The organism is Streptomyces corallincola, assembly GCF_019104725.1.
Taxonomy (GTDB): Bacteria; Actinomycetota; Actinomycetes; order Streptomycetales; family Streptomycetaceae; genus Streptomyces; species Streptomyces corallincola.
The window spans coordinates 14,836-32,601 of sequence record NZ_JAHRXF010000051.1 but is presented as its reverse complement, the minus strand read 5'-3'; the positions used below and the strand labels follow the sequence as shown (position 1 = coordinate 32,601).

Below are 17,766 nucleotides of genomic sequence, written 5' to 3'. Positions count from 1 at the left end.
GGGGGGCGAGGCTCATGAGGGCGGGGCTCATCGAGCGGGCTTGTCTCGCTCCGCTCGCTGTTCGCCGGGGAGTTGGGGTGACCCCTGTTCATCGGCCCGCTCATCGGGACGCTCCTCGGCCCGCCCCCCGCTCACCACCGCGAGCAGCGTGCCCGGTTCCACCCGCTGTCCCGGTACGGCGTGCAGGGCGGTGAGGGTGCCGTCGGCGGGGGCGGTGACGCGGTGCTCCATCTTCATCGCCTCCAGCCAGAGCAGGGGCTGTCCCGCCGTGACGGCCGCGCCCTCGGCCAGCCCCTCGGCCACGCGGACGACGGTGCCGGGCATGGGGGCGACCAGCGAACCGGGCGCGAGCCGTTCCCCGGGTTCGGGGAAGCGGGGCAGCGCGGTCAGGACGGTGCCGCCGACATGGACCCGGTCGCCGTACCGCGCGACCTCGAACCTCCTTTGTACGCCGTCCACTTCGAGCACGACCAGATCCGCGTCGGCACGCACCACACGCACCCCGTCGGCGGTGAGGCCCTGCCGGGTGTGCCGGTAGCGGACCTCGTGTTCCTCACCCGCCATCGCGTACCGCTTGACCTGCGGCTGCGCGGGCACGTTGCGCCAGCCGCCGAAGCGGGAGGCGCCCCGGGCGTCCGCGAGGGCGGCGGCGAGCGGGGCGTACGGGTCGTGGGCGGGCGCGGTGAGGGCGGTGAGGTGGCGGTCGTAGAACCCGGTGTCCATGCGGGCGGCGGTGAACTCGAGGTGCCGGAGTGAGGCGACGAGCAACGCGCGGTTGGTCGTTGGCCCGTGGAGGGTGGCCCGCTCCAGGGCCCCGGCCAGTTTGCGGACGGCCTCGGCGCGGGTGGGGGCGTGGGCGACGACCTTGGCGAGCATCGGGTCGTAGTGCACGCCGACCCGGTCGCCGTCGCCGTACCCGCTGTCGAGGCGGACGCCGTCCGGAACGGCGAGCCGGTGCAGGGTGCCGGTCTGCGGGGCCCAGGCGTGCGCGGGGTCCTCGGCGTAGAGGCGGGCCTCGACGGCGTGACCGTGCGCGGGCGGTGGCCCGGCGGGGAGCGGGTGTCCCTCCGCGATCCGGATCTGTTCCGCGACGAGGTCCAGCCCGAACACGGCCTCGGTGACGGGGTGTTCGACCTGGAGCCGGGTGTTCATCTCCAGGAAGTGCGCCCGCCCGTCCGCCACCAGGAACTCCACGGTGCCCGCGCCGACGTACGACACGGAGCGTGCCGCGCGTATCGCCAACGCGGCCATCTCTTCCTGGAGTTGCGGCGGGAGTCCTGGTGCGGGCGCCTCCTCGATCACCTTCTGGTGGCGCCGCTGGAGCGAGCAGTCGCGGGTGCCGAGCGTCCACACGGTGCCGTGGGTGTCCGCGAGGATCTGCACCTCGACATGGCGGCCCCGCTCCAGGTACGGCTCGGCGAACACCTCCCCGTCCCCGAACGCGGCGGCGGCCTCGGCCCGCGCCCCCTCCAACGCGGCTGCCAGTTCGCCCAGTTGGCGTACGACGCGCATACCGCGTCCGCCGCCCCCGGAGGCCGCCTTGACCAGCACGGGCAGATCGGCGGCGGTGACCTCGCCGAGCGGTTCGATGCCCAGCAGCTCCTTGGCCCGCGTCTTGGACGCCATCGCCTCGATTGCCTCCGGCGGCGGCCCGATCCAGGTCAGGCCCGCGTCGAGCACGGCACGCGCGAAGCCCGCGTTCTCGGAGAGGAAGCCGTAACCGGGGTGCACGGCGTCCGCTCCGGCGGCCAGCGCGGCCTTCACGATCAGGTCGCCGCGCAGATACGTCTCGGTGGGCGCCGCGCCCGGCAGCCGTACGGCACGGTCGGCCGAACGGGCGTGCAGAGCACCGGAGTCGGCGTCGGAGTGCACGGCGACGGTACGGATGCCGAGGGCGGCGCAGGTGCGGAAGACCCGGCAGGCGATCTCGCCCCGGTTGGCGACGAGCAGGTTCTCGATCATGGGCCTCACATCCGGAAGACGCCGTAGCCGCCGCGCACGCCCGCGTAGGGCGCGTTGTGCACGGCGGACAGGCACAGGCCGAGGACGGTGCGGGTGTCGCGCGGGTCGATGACGCCGTCGTCGTACAGCCGCCCGGACAGGAACATGGGCAGCGACTCGGACTCGATCTGCCCCTCCACCAGCGCGCGCAGTCCCGCGTCCGCCTCCTCGTCGTACGGCAGGCCCTTCGCCGCCGCCGACTGGCGGGCGACGATGGAGAGCACCCCGGCGAGCTGCTGCGGGCCCATCACCGCCGACTTGGCGCTCGGCCAGGCGAAGAGGAACCGCGGGTCGTACGCCCGGCCGCACATGCCGTAGTGCCCGGCACCGTAGGAGGCTCCCAACAGCACGGAAATGTGCGGGACTTGGGAGTTGGCGACGGCGTTGATCATCATCGCGCCGTGCTTGACGATGCCGCCCTGCTCGTACTCCCGGCCCACCATGTAGCCGGTGGTGTTGTGCAGGAACAGCAGCGGGATGTCCCGCTGGTTGGCGAGCTGGATGAACTGCGCCGCCTTCTGCGACTCCTCGCTGAACAGCACGCCCCGGGCGTTGGCGAGGATGCCGACCGGGTAGCCGTGCAGCGTGGCCCAGCCGGTGGCGAGGCTCGTGCCGTACAGCGGCTTGAACGCGTCGAAGTCGGAGCCGTCCACCAGCCGGGCGATCACCTCGTGCGGGTCGAACGGGGTGCGCAGATCGCCGGGGACGATGCCGAGCAGTTCCTCGGGGTCGTACTTCGGCGGCTCGGCCGGGGGCGGATCGTCGTACGCCTTGCGGTGGTTGAGGCGCGCGACGATCCTGCGCGCCTGGCGCAGCGCGTCCGGCTCGTCCGCGGCGAAGTGGTCCGCGAGCCCGGAGTTGCGGGCGTGCATCTCGGCGCCGCCGAGGGACTCGTCGTCGCTCTCCTCGCCGGTCGCCATCTTCACCAGGGGCGGCCCGCCGAGGAAGACCTTCGCGCGTTCCTTGACCATGATCACGTGGTCGGACATGCCGGGTACGTACGCGCCGCCCGCCGTGGAGTTGCCGAAGACGACCGCGACCGTGGGAATCCCGGCGGCCGAAAGCCGGGTCAGATCACGGAAGATGGCGCCGCCGGGGATGAAGATCTCCTTCTGCGAGGGGAGATCGGCGCCGCCGGACTCGACCAGGCTGATGACCGGCAGCCGGTTGGCGAGCGCGATGTCATTGGCGCGCAGGGCCTTCTTCAGGCTCCACGGGTTACTGGCACCGCCGCGCACGGTCGGGTCGTTGGCGGTGATCAGGCACTCCACGCCCGCCACCACCCCGATCCCGGTGACCAGCGAGGCGCCGACCGTGTAGTCACTGCCCCACGCGGCCAGCGGCGACAGCTCCAGGAACGGGGTGTCGGGGTCGAGGAGCAGCTCGACGCGTTCCCGCGCGAGGAGTTTGCCCCGTGCGCGGTGCCGGGCGACGTACTTCTCGCCGCCGCCCGCGAGCGCCTTGGCGTGCTCGGCGTCCAGGTCCGCGAGTTTGGCCAGCATGGCCGCGCGGTTCGCCCGGTGGTCGGGGGACTCGGGGTCGAGGCCGGTGGGCAGGACGGTCACAGCAGGGCCTCCGGGATGTCCAGGTGGCGGGAGCGCAGCCACTCCCCGAGCGCCTTCGCCTGCGGATCGAACCGGTGCCGCGCGGCGACCCCGGCGCCGAGGATGCCGGTCACGACGAAGTTGAGGGCGCGGAGGTTGGGGAGTTCGTGCCGGGTGACGGTCAGGTCGCGGGTCTCGGGGAGGAGTTCCTTGAAGCGGCTCGTGGTGAGGGTGGCCGCGAGCCAGGCGTAGGCGTCGTCGGTACGGGTCCACAGGCCGAGGTTGGCGTCCCCGCCCTTGTCACCGCTGCGGGCTCCGGCCAGGTGGCCCAGGGGGACGCGGCGGGTGGGGGCTTGCGGGGAGGCGGCGGTGCGGGGGTGGGGTGGGGGCACATGGGGGGTGGGCACATATGGGGCGAGCCCGTGTGCCGAGGACACATGGGGCGGCGGCACATGGGGGGCGGGCGGGTCCGCTGGGTGGGGTGGGGCCACATGTGGGGTGGGCACATGTGGGGCGACCACATGGGGTGGGGCCACGCTGACGCGGCGGCCGTCGTGGAGTACGGCCACATGGTCCACGGCGCTGTGGGGGACGGCCACATCCTCGAACACCCCATAGGGCGACCCCTTTTCCGGGGGCGCGAGGACATGGAAGCCGGGGTAGCTGGCGAGGGCGAGTTCGACGGCGGCGCTGGTGAGCGCGCGGCCCACGGCACGCTCGTCCGGGTCGCGTACGACGAGACGCAGCAGCGCGCTGGCGGTCTCCTCGGTGTCCGCGTCGGCGCGGTCGGTGCGCACGAGGTGCCAACTCGCCTCGGCAGGGCGGGTCTTGGCGAAGGCGGTGCTCTCCACCTGTTCCCGGACCAGCGCGGCCTTGGCCTCGACGTCGAGTCCGGTGAGGACGAAGGCGACCTCGTTGCGGAAGCCGCCGAGCCGGTTCAGCCCGACCTTGAGGGTGGGGGGTGGCGCCTCGCCCCGTACGCCCTCGATCCGCACCCGGTCCGGCCCGTCCTGGCGCAGCCGTACGGTGTCCAGCCGGGCGGTGACGTCGGGCCCCGGGTAGCGGGCGCCCCCGGTCTCGTAGAGGAGTTGCGCGGTGACCGTGCCGACGTCCACGAAGCCGCCGGTGCCGGGGTGCTTGGTGATGAGGCTGCTGCCGTCGGCGTACAGCTCGGCGAGCGGGAAGCCGGGGTGCCGTACGTCCCCGTCGCGGAAGAACGCGTAGTTGCCGCCGGTGGCCTGGGTACCGCACTCCAGCACATGTCCGGCGACCACACTCCCGGCGAGCGCGTCATGGTCGTCGGGAGTCCAGCCGAAGTGGGCGGCGGCCGGGCCGGTGACGAGGGCGGCGTCGGTGACGCGTCCGGCGATCACGATGTCGGCCCCGGCCCGCAGGCACTCCGCGATACCGAACCCGCCGAGGTAGGCGTGGGCGGCGAGGGTGCCGGGGTGGGCGGCGGTGAGATCGTCGCCCTCGACGTGCGCGACCCGTGTGGGTATGCCGAGCCGGTCCGCCAACTCCCTTATGTGCGAGGCGAGTCCGGCCGGGTTGAGCCCGCCCGCGTTGGTGACGATCCGCACCCCGCGCTCGTGGGCGAGGCCGAGGCAGTCCTCCAGTTGGCGGGGGAAGGTGCGGGCGTATCCGGCGGACGGGTCCTTGAGGCGGTCGCGGGCGAGGATGAGCATCGTCAGTTCGGCGAGGTAGTCACCGGTGAGGACGTCCACCTCGCCGCCGGTCAGCATCTCGCGCAGGGCGCCGGACCGGTCGCCGTAGAAGCCGGAGAAGTTGCCGACGCGCAGGGGCGGCGCGGTCATGCCGTACCCCCCGTGGCCGGGCGTCCGGTGCCGGGCGGTCCGGCGAAGGCCTGGGCGATGTCCAGCCACCGGTCGGCGTCGGCGCCCTCGGCCCGTACGGCGAGGTCGGCGCGGTGGGCGCGCTGGGTCACCAGGAGACAGAAGTCGAGCGCGGGCCCGCTGACCCGCTGGGCGGCGCCCTCGGGACCGTAGGCCCACAGATCACCGGAGGGAGCGGTCACCTCGATCCGGAACTCCTCGTCGGGCACGGGCAGTCCGTGCGTGCGGTAGGCGAAGTCCCGCGCCCGCACACCGATGCGCACCACATGCCGAAGCCGGTCCGTGGGTGTGCGCACCACACCCAGCGCGTCCGCGACGTCCTGCCCGTGCGCCCAGGTCTCCATGAGCCGCCCGGTCGCCACGGACGCCGCCGACATGGGCGGCCCGAACCACGGGAACCGCGCTCCCGGCGGCGCCGCGCGCAACGCCCCCAGCAACGCGTCCCGCCCCTGCCGCCACCGCCCCAGCAACTCCCCCGGCGCCAGCCGGGCCGCCGCCTCCGCCCCGTCGTCCACGAACGTGGCGGGCGCGGCCGACGCCTCTTCCAGGAGCTTCCGGAACCCGCCCTCATCGGTCACCGCGAGCAACGCGGCCCGGTCGGTCCAGCACAGGTGCCCGATCTGGTGCGCGATGCTCCACCCCGCGGCAGGCGTACCACCCCGCCACCACTCCTCGTCCAACTCACCTACCAACAGGTCGAGTTGGCTGCTTTCCTCGCACAGATCGTCAAAGACGGGCGTCGGCTCGGACATGGGGGGAGCATGGCAGCGGCCGAAGAAACAATCAAGCGTGCTTGCATTAATCAATGTCCCGACGGAATCGAGCGGTTCGCGTGGACCGCGTCACCCACCGGCGAGCATGTCCCGGAGATCCTTCGCCGCCTCGGTGACATCCGCGTCGTACCCACCCTGGGCGAGCCGCAGCATGTACGCCACGGCGTTGTCGGGGCTCGGGTCGGTTACTCGATCCCGCCGAGCCCGCCTTCGGCCCCGGCACCCCCGCCGGGAAGATGCCTCGGCCAAGGACGTCGGCCCTTCGCCCGCGCGGCGCCGGTGGGTGCCGCGCGGGCGGAGGGACGTACCGCTGCGCTACACCGCCTGCACCGGCGGATACTCCGGTGCCCACTGGGCCGCTTCCACCGCTGCCTTCGCCGCTGCCTCGTTCTTGAGGGGGGTCCGGGCGATGCCGTCCTGGGCGGCGGCCCAGGCGACGGCGGCGGCCACCTCGGTGGAGGTGGCGCGGAGGTCGTGGATGGGCGGGAGGACGGGGGCGCCGTCGCCGGAGATCCTGTCGGTCTGGCGGGCGACCGCGTCGGCCGCCGCGCGGAGCATGCGGTCGGTGACGCGGGTGGCGCGGGCGGCGACGGCGCCGAGGCCGAGGCCGGGGAAGACCAGCGCGTTGTTGGCCTGGCCGATCTCGTAGGAGATCCCGCCGTGCTCGACCGGCGGGAACGGGCTGCCGGTGGCGACGAGCGCCTTGCCGTCGGTCCAGGTGATCAGGTCCTGGGGGACCGCCTCGGCCAGTTCGGTCGGGTTGGACATGGGCAGGATGATCGGGCGCTCGGTGTGCTCGGCCATCTCCTTGACGATGGCCTCGGTGAACGAGCCGCCCTGCCCCGAGGTGCCGATGAGCACGGTCGGACGGACCCGGCGTACGACCTCCTCCAGGGAGATGCCGGGGATCGAGTCGTCGCGCCGCCAGTCCGCGACCTCCTCGGCAGGGCGGGCGTACGGGACCTGGAAGTCGCGGAGCTTGTCGCCCTGGTCGTCGGTGAGCAGGCCGTAGCGGTCCACGCACCAGAACGCGGCCGTCGCGTCGTCCTCGGAGACCCCGTCCTCCATGATCGCGTCGCGGAGCTGGTCCGCGACGCCGATCCCGGCCGTACCGGAGCCGAACACCACGATCCGGTGCTCGCGCAGCGGCATCCCGGCCGCGCGGACCCCGGCGAGCACGGCGGCGAGGTTGACGGCGCCGGTGCCCTGGATGTCGTCGTTGAAGGTGAGCACCTCGTCGCGGTACCGGTTCAGCACCCGGCGCGCGTTGGCCGGGCCGAAGTCCTCCCAGTGCAGCAGCGCGTGGGGGAAGACGCGGCGCGCGGCGGTGACGTAGGCGTCGATGAACGCGTCGTACGTGTCGGGGTCCACGCGGGGGTGCCGGTTGCCGAGGTAGAGGTCGCTGTCCAGCAGCTCCTGGCGGTTGGTGCCCACGTCGAGGACGACCGGCAGGGTGCGGGCCGGGTCGATGCCCGCGGCTGCCGTGTACACGGCGAGCTTGCCCACCGAGATGTCGATGCCGCCGACGCCCCAGTCACCGATGCCGAGGATGCCCTCGCCGTCGGTGGCGACGATCAGGTCGATGTCGTCGGCGTCCCGGCCGCTGGCGCGCAGCGACCGCTCGATGTCGTCCACGGCGTCCACCGACAGGTACACCCCGCGCGGGCGCCGGAACTCGTTGCTGTACCGCTTGATCGCCGTGCCCACGGTCGGGGTGTACACGATCGGCAGCATCTCTTCGAGGTGATCACCGACCAGCCGGTAGAACAGCACCTCGTTGCGGTCGTGCAGGGCGGTCAGGTAGACGCTCTTCGCCAGGTCGCTGCTCTGCGCCTGGAACTGGCCGTACGCCCGCTCGGCCTGCTCGTCCTGGGTGAGCACGCCCGGCGGTATGAGGCCGACGAGGTCGAGCGCTCTGCGCTCCGCGTCGGTGAACGCCGTTCCTCGGTTGAGGCGCGGATCGGCCAGTACGGCACGCCCACGAGCCTCGATCTTGAGGGGACGGCGCGTGTCGATGATCTGGGTCATGAGGTCAGCCTTCCATCCGGTCCTGTCCCACTCTGGAGTCTGACGGAGGAGCGCCTGATCCGCAGTGCGGTACGGGGACGGGGCGGATGCGGTGCCTGTGAGGTGGGGCGGTGCCCGTGGGGCGTGGAGTGGGCGTGGGATGGGGGCGCGGGGCGGTGCCTGTGGGGCGTGAGGTGGGCGGAGTGGGGGGCGGGACGTGTGTGGCGTGGGTGTGGCGTGTGCGGCACCGGGCGCACGGCGGCCTGCCCGGATCCGGCGGTACGGGTCCACGCCCGCGGCGCTGCGGGGCCCGCCCGCTGTCTCCTCCGCGCCCGCCCTACTGGCCCTCGACCGGCATCGGTATCTCCCGCATCTCCCGCCGCCCGGTCTGGGTGCGGATCGCGCCGATGCTCGCGGCGATGACCAGGGCGATGGCGGCGGCCTCGGTCGGGGACAGGGCCTGGCCAAGGACCAGGAAACCGGCCGTGGCGGCGATGGCGGGCTCCAGGCTCATCAGGATGGCGAAGGTGGAGGCGGGCAGGCGGCGCAGGGCCAGCAGCTCCAGGGTGTACGGCAGCACGGAGGACAGCAGCGCGACGGCCGCGCCGAGCCCGGCCGTGACGGGGTTGACCAGCCGCGCTCCCGCCTCCGCGATCCCGAGGGGCAGGATCAGCAGCGCGGCGACGGCCATCGCCAGGGCCAGCCCGTCGGCCTGCGGGAAACGGCGCCCCGTACGCGCGCTGAACAGGATGTACGTCGCCCACATGGCACCGGCGCCGAGGGCGAACCCGACGCCCACGGGGTCCAGGTACCCGAAGCCGCCCCCGCCGAGCAGGAACACGCCCACGAGCGCGAGTCCGGCCCACAGGGCGTTGACGGCGCGCCGCGAGGCCAGCACGGACAGGGCGAGCGGGCCCAGCACCTCCAGGGTGACGGCGGGACCGAGCGGGATGCGCGCCACGGCCTCGTAGAACAGGGCGTTCATCGCGCCCATCGCCACCCCGAACGCGACCACCGTGCCCCAGTCCGCGCGCGAGTGCCCGCGCAGCCGGGGCCGGCAGACCACCAGCAGCACCACGGCCGCCGCGACCAGCCGCAGCGTCACCACCCCGAGCGCCCCCGCCCTCGGCATCAGCGAGACCGCGAGCGCCCCGCCGAACTGCACCGAGATCCCCCCGGCCAGCACCAGCCCCACCGGCCCCGCCCCACGGCCCCATCGCCCGGTCGGCGGGTTCGCCCCGGCCCTCGTCGGGGTTACGGCGGCTTCGGAAGCGGAACTCACGGGCGGTCCTGAGGGGCGGTGGCGGAACGGATCGGGGGTCGGGCACGGCGGCACCGGCTCACCGAGCCGCGCCACCCGCTCCAGGGTAGTGACCCGGTCGGGCGGGTGTGCCGGGGCCGTTCAGCGGCGGGACATGTACACATCGAACGCCTTGTGCAGCAGCCGGTTGAGCGGGAAGTCCCACTCACCGAGGTACTCCGCCGCCTGGCCGCCCGCGCCCACCTTGAAGCGCAGCAGGCCCAGCAGGTGGTTGGACTCCTCCAGGGTGTCGGTGATGCCACGGAAGTCGTAGACGTGGGCGCCGAGTTCATGGGCGTCGCACATCATCCGCCACTGCATGGCGTTGTTGGGCTGGACCTCGCGGCGGCGGCTGGTGGAGGCGCCGTAGGAGTACCAGACGTGTCCGCCGACGACCAGCATGGTGGCCGCCGCCAGCACCTCGCCGTCGTGGTGCGCGAGGTACAGCCGCATACGGTCCGGATCCTCCGCGGCGAGCGCCGTCCACATGCGCTGGAAGTACGGCAGCGGGCGCGCGATGAACCGGTCCCGCCCGGCGGTCTCCGCGTACAGCTCGTAGAAGGCCAGCAGGTCGTCGTAGCCGCCGCGCACCACCTTCACCCCCGCCTTCTCGGCCTTCTTGATGTTGCGCCGCCACTGCTGGTTGAGGCCGCTGTGGATCTCCTCCAGGGAGCGCCCGGCGAACGGCACCTGGCACACGTACCGGGGCTGTCCGGCCGCGAAGCCGTCCTCACCGCCGGGCTCGGACTGCCGCCAGCCCAGGGCGCGCAGCCGGTCCGCCAGTCGCAGCGCCCGGGGGTCGGTGGCGGTGGGCTCCGCGTCCCGCAGCCGGTGGGCCTCCGGTGCGGCGATGGCGTCCTTGACCGCCTGCGGACTCCACCGGCGTACGACGACGGGCGGCCCCATCTTCACCGAGAACGCGCCCCTGCCCTTGAGGTGCGCGAGCATCGGATCGAGCCAGCGCTCCAGGTCGGCGGTGTGCCAGTCGATGACCGGCCCCTCCGGCAGGTACGCCAGATACCGCCTGACCTTCGGCAGCGGGCGCAGCAGCACCAGCCCCACACCGGACAGCTGCCCGCCCTCGTCGAACCAGCCCAGGCTCTCCGCCCGCCAGTCGGGCTTCACATCCCCCCAGGACGGCACCTGCATATGGCTCGCCGAGGGCAGCGCGGCGACGAACGCCAGATGCTCCGCACGGGTGATGGAGCGAACGGTCAGGGCCATGACGGGGTCTCCTCGAAGATCGCTGACCGGCTCACCCTACGAGCCTCGCCCCGCCCGTCCCGGTGACCGAACAGCTCCAGCGCCTCGGTGTCCGTCGCCCGGGCGTTCAGGAAGTGGTCGGCCCACTCCGCGATGCCCGGAAAGCCGCACTCCGCCGTGAGGCGGGCCACCGCCGCGTCCACGTCGTACGGGGTGACCCGCAGGTCGGTGCCGGGGCCGAGGAGGCACCAGTGGGCGCCGGGGCGGCCGTACGGCATGCCGACGCTGCCGGGGTTGACGACGAGGCGGCCGTGGGTGAGGCGGATGTAGGGCATGTGGGTGTGGCCGCACACCACGGTGCCGATTCCGGGGGCGAGTCCTGTGAGCACCTCGGCCCAGCGGGCGGAGCGGGAATCGACCAGGACCACTTCCTCGTCGTCGCGCGGGGTGGCGTGGCAGAACAGGACCTCGCCCAGACCCCGCACCTGGAGGGTGAGGCTGCCCGGCAGCGCGGCCAGGAACTCCACCTGGTCCCCGGTGAGCGCTTCCGCCGCGAGCGGGGCGATGGGGTCCGGGATCCCGGTGCGCTCACCGCGCCGGTACTCCACGAGTTCACGGTCCGCGTTGCCGCTCAGCCACAGCACCTTCCCGCCCTGCGCGCGGAGCAGGTCCAGCACCTCCCCCGGTTGTGGTCCGGCCGCGATGTCACCGGTGACGACGAGCCGGTCGGCCGCCTGTACGTCGGGTTCCGCGAGGACCGCTTCCAGGGCGGGGAGCACCCCGTGGATGTCGGAGAGGACGGCTACGCGCTCATGCACGCCGGGTACTTGGCGCATCCCGTTCACCGGCCCGTCCCCTCTCCCGCGTCCCGTTCCCCGCCCGGGTCCCGTTCCCCGCCCGTGCCCGGCCCGGCGTCCGCGTCCAGACCCTCCGCCAGCACCTCCGCCAGGTGCCTCCCCCGCACCCCCGCCAGCTGCTGGAGCTGGGTCCGGCAGGAGTAGCCGTCCGTGAGGATCACCGTGCCGGGCGGTGCGGATCTCACCGAGGGGAGGAGTTGTTCCTCGGCGCAGGTGCGCGACACCTCGAAGTGCCCTTTCTCGAAGCCGAAGTTGCCCGCCAGGCCGCAGCAGCCGCCGGACAGTGCGCCGGTGAGCCCGGCGGACTCGCGCAGGGCGCGGTCGGCGGTGTCGCCGAGCACCGCGTGCTGGTGGCAGTGAGTCTGCCCGGCGACCGGGCGGTTGACGGCGGGCGGGGTCCAGCCGGGAGCGTGGCGTCGCAGCGTCTCCGCGAAGGTGAGGACCGCCGAGGAGAGGCGGGCCGCTCGCGGATCGGCGGACAGCAGCTCCGGCAGATCCGCGCGGAGTGCGGCGGCGCAGCTCGGCTCCAGCACGACCACCGGTGTGCCCGCCTCCAGTACCGGTGCCATCAGGTCCAGCGTGCGACGCAGCACCGTGCGGGCGGTGTCCAGGCGGCCCGTGGAGAGATACGTCAGGCCGCAGCAGACCTGGGCACCGGACGCCCCCGTCGGCGGCAGTTCCACCCGCATCCCGGCCGCCTCCAGCACCCGCACCGCAGCCCGGCCCACGGAGGGCGTCAGATGCTCGGTGAAGGTGTCCGGCCAGAGGACGACAGCGGGGGCATCCGTCTCCAACTCCCCCGCGCTCAACTCCCCTGCTTTCAGCGCCCTTTGTTTCCCCTTCGGAGGTCGCGTCCGCCGCCACCACCGCGAGAACCCCTCCCGCGCCAGTTCCGGAATCTCCCGCTCCCCCGCGATCCCCGCCACCCGCTTCGCCGCCCGCGCCAACACCCCGATCCGCGCCAGCCTGTTGAGCGTCCCGGCGGTCCGGGTCCGGGACACCCGGCGCAGCCATACCGGCAGGCCGCCCAGCGCGTAGTGGGCGGCCGGGCGGAGGCGGTGCCTGTAGTGGTGGTGCAGGAACTCGGACTTGTAGGTGGCCATGTCCACCCCGACCGGGCAGTCCGAGCGGCATCCCTTGCAGGAGAGGCAGAGGTCCAGGGCGTCCCGTACCTCCTTGGACCGCCAGCCGTCGGTGACGATCTCGCCCGCGAGCATCTCGTGCAGCAGCCGGGCCCGCCCGCGTGTCGAGTGCCGTTCCTCGCCGGTGGCGCGGAAGGACGGGCACATCACCCCGGGTCCGGTCTCCGTGGCCGTACGGCACTTGGCGACGCCGACGCAGCGGCGGACGGCGGCGCCGAAGTCGCCGCCGTCGGCCGGGTAGCCGAAGGCCACGTCCACCGGATGGCGGGGCAGCACGGCGAAGCGCAGGTTGCCGTCCAGCGGGGCCGGGCGGACCAGCATGCCGGGGTTGAGGAGGCCGTCCGGGTCCCAGAGGGCCTTGGCCCGCTCGAAGAGGCGCACGGTCTCGGTGCCGTACATCCGGGGCAGCAGTTCGGCACGCGCCTGGCCGTCGCCGTGCTCCCCGGACAGTGAGCCGCCGTGCGCGACGACCAGATCGGCCAGTTCCTCGGAGAAGCGGCGGAAGCGGCCGACGCCCCGCGCGGTGAGCAGGTCGAAGTCGATGCGGACGTGGATGCAGCCGTCCCCGAAGTGCCCGTACGGGGTGCCGCGCAGCCCGTGTGCGCCGAGCAGGGCCCGGAAGTCCCGCAGATACGCGCCGAGTCGGGCGGGTGGGACCGCGCAGTCCTCCCAGCCGGGCCATGCCTCGCTGCCGTCCGGCATCCGGGTGGCCGTCCCCGAGGCGTCCTCGCGGACGCGCCACAGCGCCCGCTGTTCCGCCGGGACCGTCACCACCAGGGAGTCCAGGGCGTCGGCCGCGCGCGTGATCTCCGCCGCCCGCGCACGCGCCTCGGCGGCCGTCGCCCCGCCGGTCTCCACGAACAGCCAGGCCCCGCCCCCGGGCAGTCCGGCCGGGGTGCGCACCAGGTCGGCGGCCATGCCCTCCACGGTGAGCGGCCCATACGGCAGCAGCCCGGCCGCCGCCTCGGCGGCGGCGCTCTCGTCGGCGTACCCGAGCACCGCGAGCGCGCGGGCGGGCGGCGCCTCCACCAGCCGCACGACCGCCTCGGTGACGATGCCGAGGGTGCCCTCGGAGCCGCAGAGGGAGCGGGCCACGTCGGCGCCCCTCTCCGGGAGCAGCGCGTCCAGCGCGTACCCGGAGATACGGCGGGGCAGCTCGGGGAACCCCGTGCGGAGACGGGCCAGTTCGGCGTCCGCCAGCTCGCGCAGGCCGTCCGGGGCGCCCGCCCAGTCGCGGCCGGTGCGGAGCAACTCTCCGCGCGCGGTGAGCACGGTGATTTCCCGGACGCTGTCCGCCGTGGTGCCCCAGGCGACGGAATGGGAGCCGCACGAGTTGTTGCCGATCATCCCGCCGAGGGTGCAGCGGCTGTGCGTGGACGGGTCGGGACCGAAGCGCAGGCCGTGCGGGGCGGCGGCCTCTTGGAGCCGGTCCAGGACCAGCCCCGGCTGCACCACGGCGGTGTGCGCCTCCGGGTCCAGCGACACCAGCCGGTTCATGTGCCGGGTGAAGTCCAGGACGACCCCCGTACCGGTCGCCTGCCCGGCGATGGACGTGCCCCCGCCGCGCGCGACCACCGGCACACCCCGCTCCCGGCACACCGCGAGCACGGCGGCCACGTCCTCCGCGTCCTGCGGCGCGACCACGCCCAGGGGCACGCGCCGGTAGTTGGAGGCGTCCATCGTCGTCAACGCCCGTGCCGTGACGCCGAATTCGACCTCACCCCGCACGGCGCCCCGCAATTCGGCCGCGAGCCCGTCCGGGTCCCCCGCGGACCCGTCCCGGCCCGACGCACCACGCCCCACCGACTCAGCCACCCCGGCCGCCCCGGCCGGTCCCGCGCCCCTCGACGACCTCGCGCCCCTCGACGACCCCGCTGCCCTCGACACCCTCGACATGCCCGACCTCCCCGTACGTTCCGTCACGCCCCAGCATGGACCCGATCACGAAAAGTCACCGAAAGTTATCCACAACCGCGCACCGATCGTCGTACAACTCCACAAGAACAGAGCGTGACGCGTTCGTCTCATCGGACGGACATGATTCCGTCCGGTTTGGTCTTGCCGATACGCTCCGGACCGTGGCCGACATCCAGATTCCCGCTGACATCAAGCCCGCCGACGGTCGATTCGGCGCTGGCCCCTCCAAGGTACGGACCGAGGCGCTCGACGCGCTCGCCGCGACCGGCAGCTCCCTGCTCGGCACCTCCCACCGCCAGGCCCCGGTCAAGAATCTCGTGGGTCAGGTCCGCGAAGGCATCTCCTCCCTGTTCTCGCTCCCCGAGGGCTACGAGGTCGTCCTCGGCAACGGCGGCTCCACCGCCTTCTGGGACATCGCCACCCACGGACTGATCGAGAACAAGTCCCAGCACCTCAACTTCGGTGAGTTCTCCTCCAAGTTCGCCAAGGCCGCGAAGCTCGCGCCCTGGCTGGACGAGCCGACCGTGATCGCCTCCGAGCCCGGCAGCCACCCCGAGCCGAGCGCCGAGGCGGGCGTGGACGTGTACGCGTTCACGCACAACGAGACCTCGACCGGTGTCGCCATGCCGATCCGGCGGGTGACCGGCGCCGACGAGGGCGCGCTCGTCCTCGTGGACGCCACCTCCGGCGCGGGCGGCCTCCCGGTGGACGTCGCGGAGACGGACGTCTACTACTTCGCCCCGCAGAAGTCCTTCGCCTCCGACGGCGGCCTGTGGATCGGTGTGTTCTCCCCGGCCGCGATCGAGCGGGCCGAGCGGGTGCACGCGAGCGGGCGGCACGTCCCGGAGTTCTTCTCGCTGCCGACCGCGATCGACAACTCCCGCAAGAACCAGACGTACAACACCCCGGCGCTCGCCACCCTGTTCCTGCTGAACCAGCAGTTGGAGTGGCTGAACGGGCAGGGCGGCCTCGACTGGTCCACGGCCCGTACGAAGGACTCCTCGTCGCGGCTGTACGCGTGGGCGGACGAGTCGAAGTACGCGACGCCGTTCGTGACGGACGCGGCGAAGCGTTCGCAGGTCATCGGCACCATCGACTTCTCCGACGAGATCGACGCGGCGGCCGTCGCCAAGGTGCTGCGTGCCAACGGCGTGGTGGACACCGAGCCGTACCGCAAGCTGGGCCGCAACCAGCTCCGGGTGGCGATGTTCCCGGCGATCGACCCGGCGGACGTCGAGGCGCTGACCAAGTGCGTGGACTACGTCATCGAGCGGCTCTGACCGTCCCGTGAAACCGTGCCCGGGAACGGCGCCCGTGGAACCGTTCCCGTAAAACGGTGCTCGTGAAACGGTGCTCGTAGAGCGTTGAAAGGCGCCCGGCGGAAGATCGCCGGGCGCCTTTCACCCGTACGGGACGACCTCGGGAGGTGTGAATCCCCGATGGCCGCTCAGTTGTCGTCGCCGGGCGTCCCGCTGTCGGCAGCTGTCACGTTCACGGCGGCCCACGTGGCGTCCACAGCCGCGCGTTCCGTGCTGTCGGCGCCGTACAGGTCCTCGGCCGCCCGGAGGGTCGCCTCGCGGGCCGCGTGGTAGTCGGTGTTCGAGGTCATGTACGTGGTGAGGGCGCGGTACCAGACGTGGGCGGCCTTGTCGCGGCCGATGCCGGTGAGGGTGGAGCCGTCGGAGGTGGGGCTGTCGTAGTCGATGCCGTTGACGGTCTTCGCGCCGCTGCCCTCGGACAGCAGGTAGAAGAAGTGGTTGGCGATGCCGGACGAGTAGTGCACGTTCAGCTTGCCGACGCCGTCGTACCAGGAGTCGGCGGAGGTGCCGTCCTTGCTGGGCTTGTCCATGTAGCGGATGGGACGGCCCGGTTCGAGCATGTCCACCTTCTCGCCGAGGAGGTAGTCGCCCACGTCCACGGGGTTGTCGGCGGCGAACTCCACGGCCGTGCCGAGGATGTCGGAGGTGGCCTCGTTCAGGCCGCCGGACTCGGCGCTGTAGACGAGACCGGCGGTCGCGGCGGTGACTCCGTGCGTCATCTCGTGGGCGGTGATGTCGATCTCGGTGAACGGGCCGTAGCCGGTGGAGAAGCCGTCGCCGTAGGTCATGCAGAAACAGCCGTCGTCCCAGAAGGCGTTGGCGTAGCCGCGGCTGTAGTGCACGCGGGAGTAGGAGCCGACCCCGTCGTTCCTGATGCCCGCGCGGCCGAACTCGTTCTTGTAGAAGTCCCAGGTCAGCCCCACGCCATACTGCGCGTCCACGGCGGCGGTCTGGTCGTCGTTCACCGTCCCGTCGCCCCACTCGTCGTCCGCATCGGTGAAGAGCGTGCCGGGGCCGGGGATGGTCGTCCGGTTCTGGTTGTACGTACGGTGGCCGCCGCGCTCGGAGTCGATGAGGCTGTACGTGCCGTCCGCCTGGCGCGTGGTGCCGATGGTGACCCGGCCGCTGTACTGGCTCTCGCCCACCCCGGTGTGGATGCCCTGGTAGCGGTACAGCTCGGCGCCCGTGGCCGCGTCGGTGACGACGTGCAGCTCGCTGGGGGTGCCGTCCTTCTGCGTGCCGGTGACGACGGTCTCCCAGGCGAGGGTGGGGCGGCCGGTGGCTGCCCAGACGACCTTGCGGGGCTTCCCGGCGACGGGCCGGGCGGTCGTGCCCTCGCCGTGCGCCTGGGCACTCGCGCTCGCCACGGCGGCGTGCTGTGCGGTGGCGGGTGCCAACTGCGCCGATGTGCTGGCCACTTGGATGGCGGCGTCCGTGGCCTTGGTGACGCTCTCCAGCGTCCCGCCGGGTGCCGTGTGGACGACGAGGTCGCCGCCGAGGACGGGCAGGCCGTCGTAGGTGCGCTCGTAGCGGGTGTGGGTGGTGCCGTCGCGGTCCTGGAGCACGTCGGTGGCGACGAGCTTCTCCTTGCCGCCGAGCCGCAGTTGGCGGGCGGTCCGGGAGCTGTTCTCCGTGGCCGCGCTCAACAACTGTGCGCGGGCGGAGACGGACAGGGGGCGGGCGGTTTCACGAAGTGAAGACGAGCCCTCGGCGGTCGCGGCACCGGCCGGGGCACCCGTGAGGGTGCCGAGCAGCGCGGCGGTGGCGACCGCCGTTCCTATGAGGACGCTTCTGCGCTGCGCGCGCTTCAAACCTGGCATGGCGAACTCCTCATTGCCGTGGGGGGCCGG

Annotated in this window: 12 protein-coding genes; 1 reads left to right on the top strand and 11 read right to left on the bottom strand. The window is 72.9% G+C overall.

Features of this window, described 5'->3' with window-relative positions; all coding sequences use genetic code 11:
- Window positions 1–27: 27 nt before the first annotated feature.
- The 10 genes from KUM39_RS24390 to KUM39_RS28635 all read right to left on the bottom strand — a co-directional run bounded on the left by KUM39_RS24390 (window position 28) and on the right by KUM39_RS28635 (window position 14,613).
- Entirely contained in the window at window positions 28–1,962 is a 1,935-nt protein-coding gene (locus tag KUM39_RS24390; protein ID WP_217787916.1) for an acetyl/propionyl/methylcrotonyl-CoA carboxylase subunit alpha, read from the bottom strand.
- 5 nt (window positions 1,963–1,967) lie between these two features.
- Window positions 1,968–3,566, bottom strand: coding sequence for an acyl-CoA carboxylase subunit beta (locus tag KUM39_RS24385; RefSeq protein ID WP_217787915.1), 1,599 nt, complete (start codon window positions 3,564–3,566; stop codon window positions 1,968–1,970).
- The gene (locus KUM39_RS24380; RefSeq protein ID WP_217787914.1) at window positions 3,563–5,359 is read right to left on the bottom strand and encodes an acyclic terpene utilization AtuA family protein; all 1,797 of its coding nucleotides are present in this window, start codon (window positions 5,357–5,359) and stop codon (window positions 3,563–3,565) included. The genes KUM39_RS24385 and KUM39_RS24380 overlap by 4 nt, the downstream gene beginning before the upstream one ends.
- Window positions 5,356–6,150, bottom strand: a complete 795-nt coding sequence (locus KUM39_RS24375) for a TIGR03084 family metal-binding protein (protein WP_217787913.1) — start codon at window positions 6,148–6,150, stop codon at window positions 5,356–5,358. Before KUM39_RS24375 ends, KUM39_RS24380 begins: the two co-directional genes overlap by 4 nt.
- 336 nt (window positions 6,151–6,486) lie before the next feature.
- Window positions 6,487–8,199: an NAD-dependent malic enzyme gene (locus tag KUM39_RS24370; protein ID WP_217787912.1), complete on the bottom strand. Its 1,713-nt coding sequence runs from the start codon at window positions 8,197–8,199 to the stop codon at window positions 6,487–6,489.
- A gap of 316 nt (window positions 8,200–8,515) precedes the next feature.
- A complete protein-coding gene (locus KUM39_RS24365; protein WP_217787911.1) occupies window positions 8,516–9,460 on the bottom strand; it encodes an EamA family transporter in 945 nt (314 codons plus the stop codon).
- A 120-nt stretch (window positions 9,461–9,580) separates the two neighbouring features.
- Entirely contained in the window at window positions 9,581–10,702 is a 1,122-nt protein-coding gene (locus tag KUM39_RS24360; protein WP_217787910.1) for a lipid II:glycine glycyltransferase FemX, read from the bottom strand.
- On the bottom strand, window positions 10,693–11,499 hold the full coding sequence (locus tag KUM39_RS24355; protein WP_372455807.1) for a metallophosphoesterase family protein: 807 nt from the start codon (window positions 11,497–11,499) through the stop codon (window positions 10,693–10,695). The genes KUM39_RS24360 and KUM39_RS24355 overlap by 10 nt, the downstream gene beginning before the upstream one ends.
- 23 nt (window positions 11,500–11,522) lie before the next feature.
- Window positions 11,523–14,360, bottom strand: a complete 2,838-nt coding sequence (locus KUM39_RS24350) for an FAD-binding and (Fe-S)-binding domain-containing protein (RefSeq protein ID WP_246620665.1) — start codon at window positions 14,358–14,360, stop codon at window positions 11,523–11,525.
- A 127-nt stretch (window positions 14,361–14,487) separates the two neighbouring features.
- Window positions 14,488–14,613, bottom strand: a complete 126-nt coding sequence (locus tag KUM39_RS28635; RefSeq protein WP_281425749.1) for a hypothetical protein — start codon at window positions 14,611–14,613, stop codon at window positions 14,488–14,490.
- Between the two features lie 145 nt (window positions 14,614–14,758).
- Here KUM39_RS28635 and serC point away from each other — a divergent pair, with 145 nt between their 5' ends.
- Window positions 14,759–15,877: a phosphoserine transaminase gene (gene serC, locus KUM39_RS24345; RefSeq protein WP_217787907.1), complete on the top strand. Its 1,119-nt coding sequence runs from the start codon at window positions 14,759–14,761 to the stop codon at window positions 15,875–15,877.
- 167 nt (window positions 15,878–16,044) lie between these two features.
- Here serC and KUM39_RS24340 read toward each other — a convergent pair whose 3' ends face one another.
- Window positions 16,045–17,736 (bottom strand): M4 family metallopeptidase, encoded by a 1,692-nt coding sequence (locus KUM39_RS24340; RefSeq protein WP_217787906.1) that lies wholly within the window; start codon window positions 17,734–17,736, stop codon window positions 16,045–16,047.
- Between the last annotated feature and the right edge of the window lie 30 nt (window positions 17,737–17,766).

What these genes read in the sequence shown, in the direction of transcription:
- KUM39_RS24390 (WP_217787916.1), bottom strand. Translation starts at nt 1,962, where the DNA reads ATGATCGAGAACCTGCTCGTCGCCAACCGGGGCGAGATCGCCTGCCGG.
- KUM39_RS24380 (WP_217787914.1), bottom strand. Translation starts at nt 5,359, where the DNA reads ATGACCGCGCCGCCCCTGCGCGTCGGCAACTTCTCCGGCTTCTACGGC.
- KUM39_RS24375 (WP_217787913.1), bottom strand. Translation starts at nt 6,150, where the DNA reads ATGTCCGAGCCGACGCCCGTCTTTGACGATCTGTGCGAGGAAAGCAGC.
- KUM39_RS24370 (WP_217787912.1), bottom strand. Translation starts at nt 8,199, where the DNA reads ATGACCCAGATCATCGACACGCGCCGTCCCCTCAAGATCGAGGCTCGT.
- KUM39_RS24360 (WP_217787910.1), bottom strand. Translation starts at nt 10,702, where the DNA reads ATGGCCCTGACCGTTCGCTCCATCACCCGTGCGGAGCATCTGGCGTTC.
- KUM39_RS24350 (WP_246620665.1), bottom strand. Translation starts at nt 14,360, where the DNA reads ATGGACGCCTCCAACTACCGGCGCGTGCCCCTGGGCGTGGTCGCGCCG.
- KUM39_RS28635 (WP_281425749.1), bottom strand. Translation starts at nt 14,613, where the DNA reads ATGCTGGGGCGTGACGGAACGTACGGGGAGGTCGGGCATGTCGAGGGT.
- KUM39_RS24340 (WP_217787906.1), bottom strand. Translation starts at nt 17,736, where the DNA reads ATGCCAGGTTTGAAGCGCGCGCAGCGCAGAAGCGTCCTCATAGGAACG.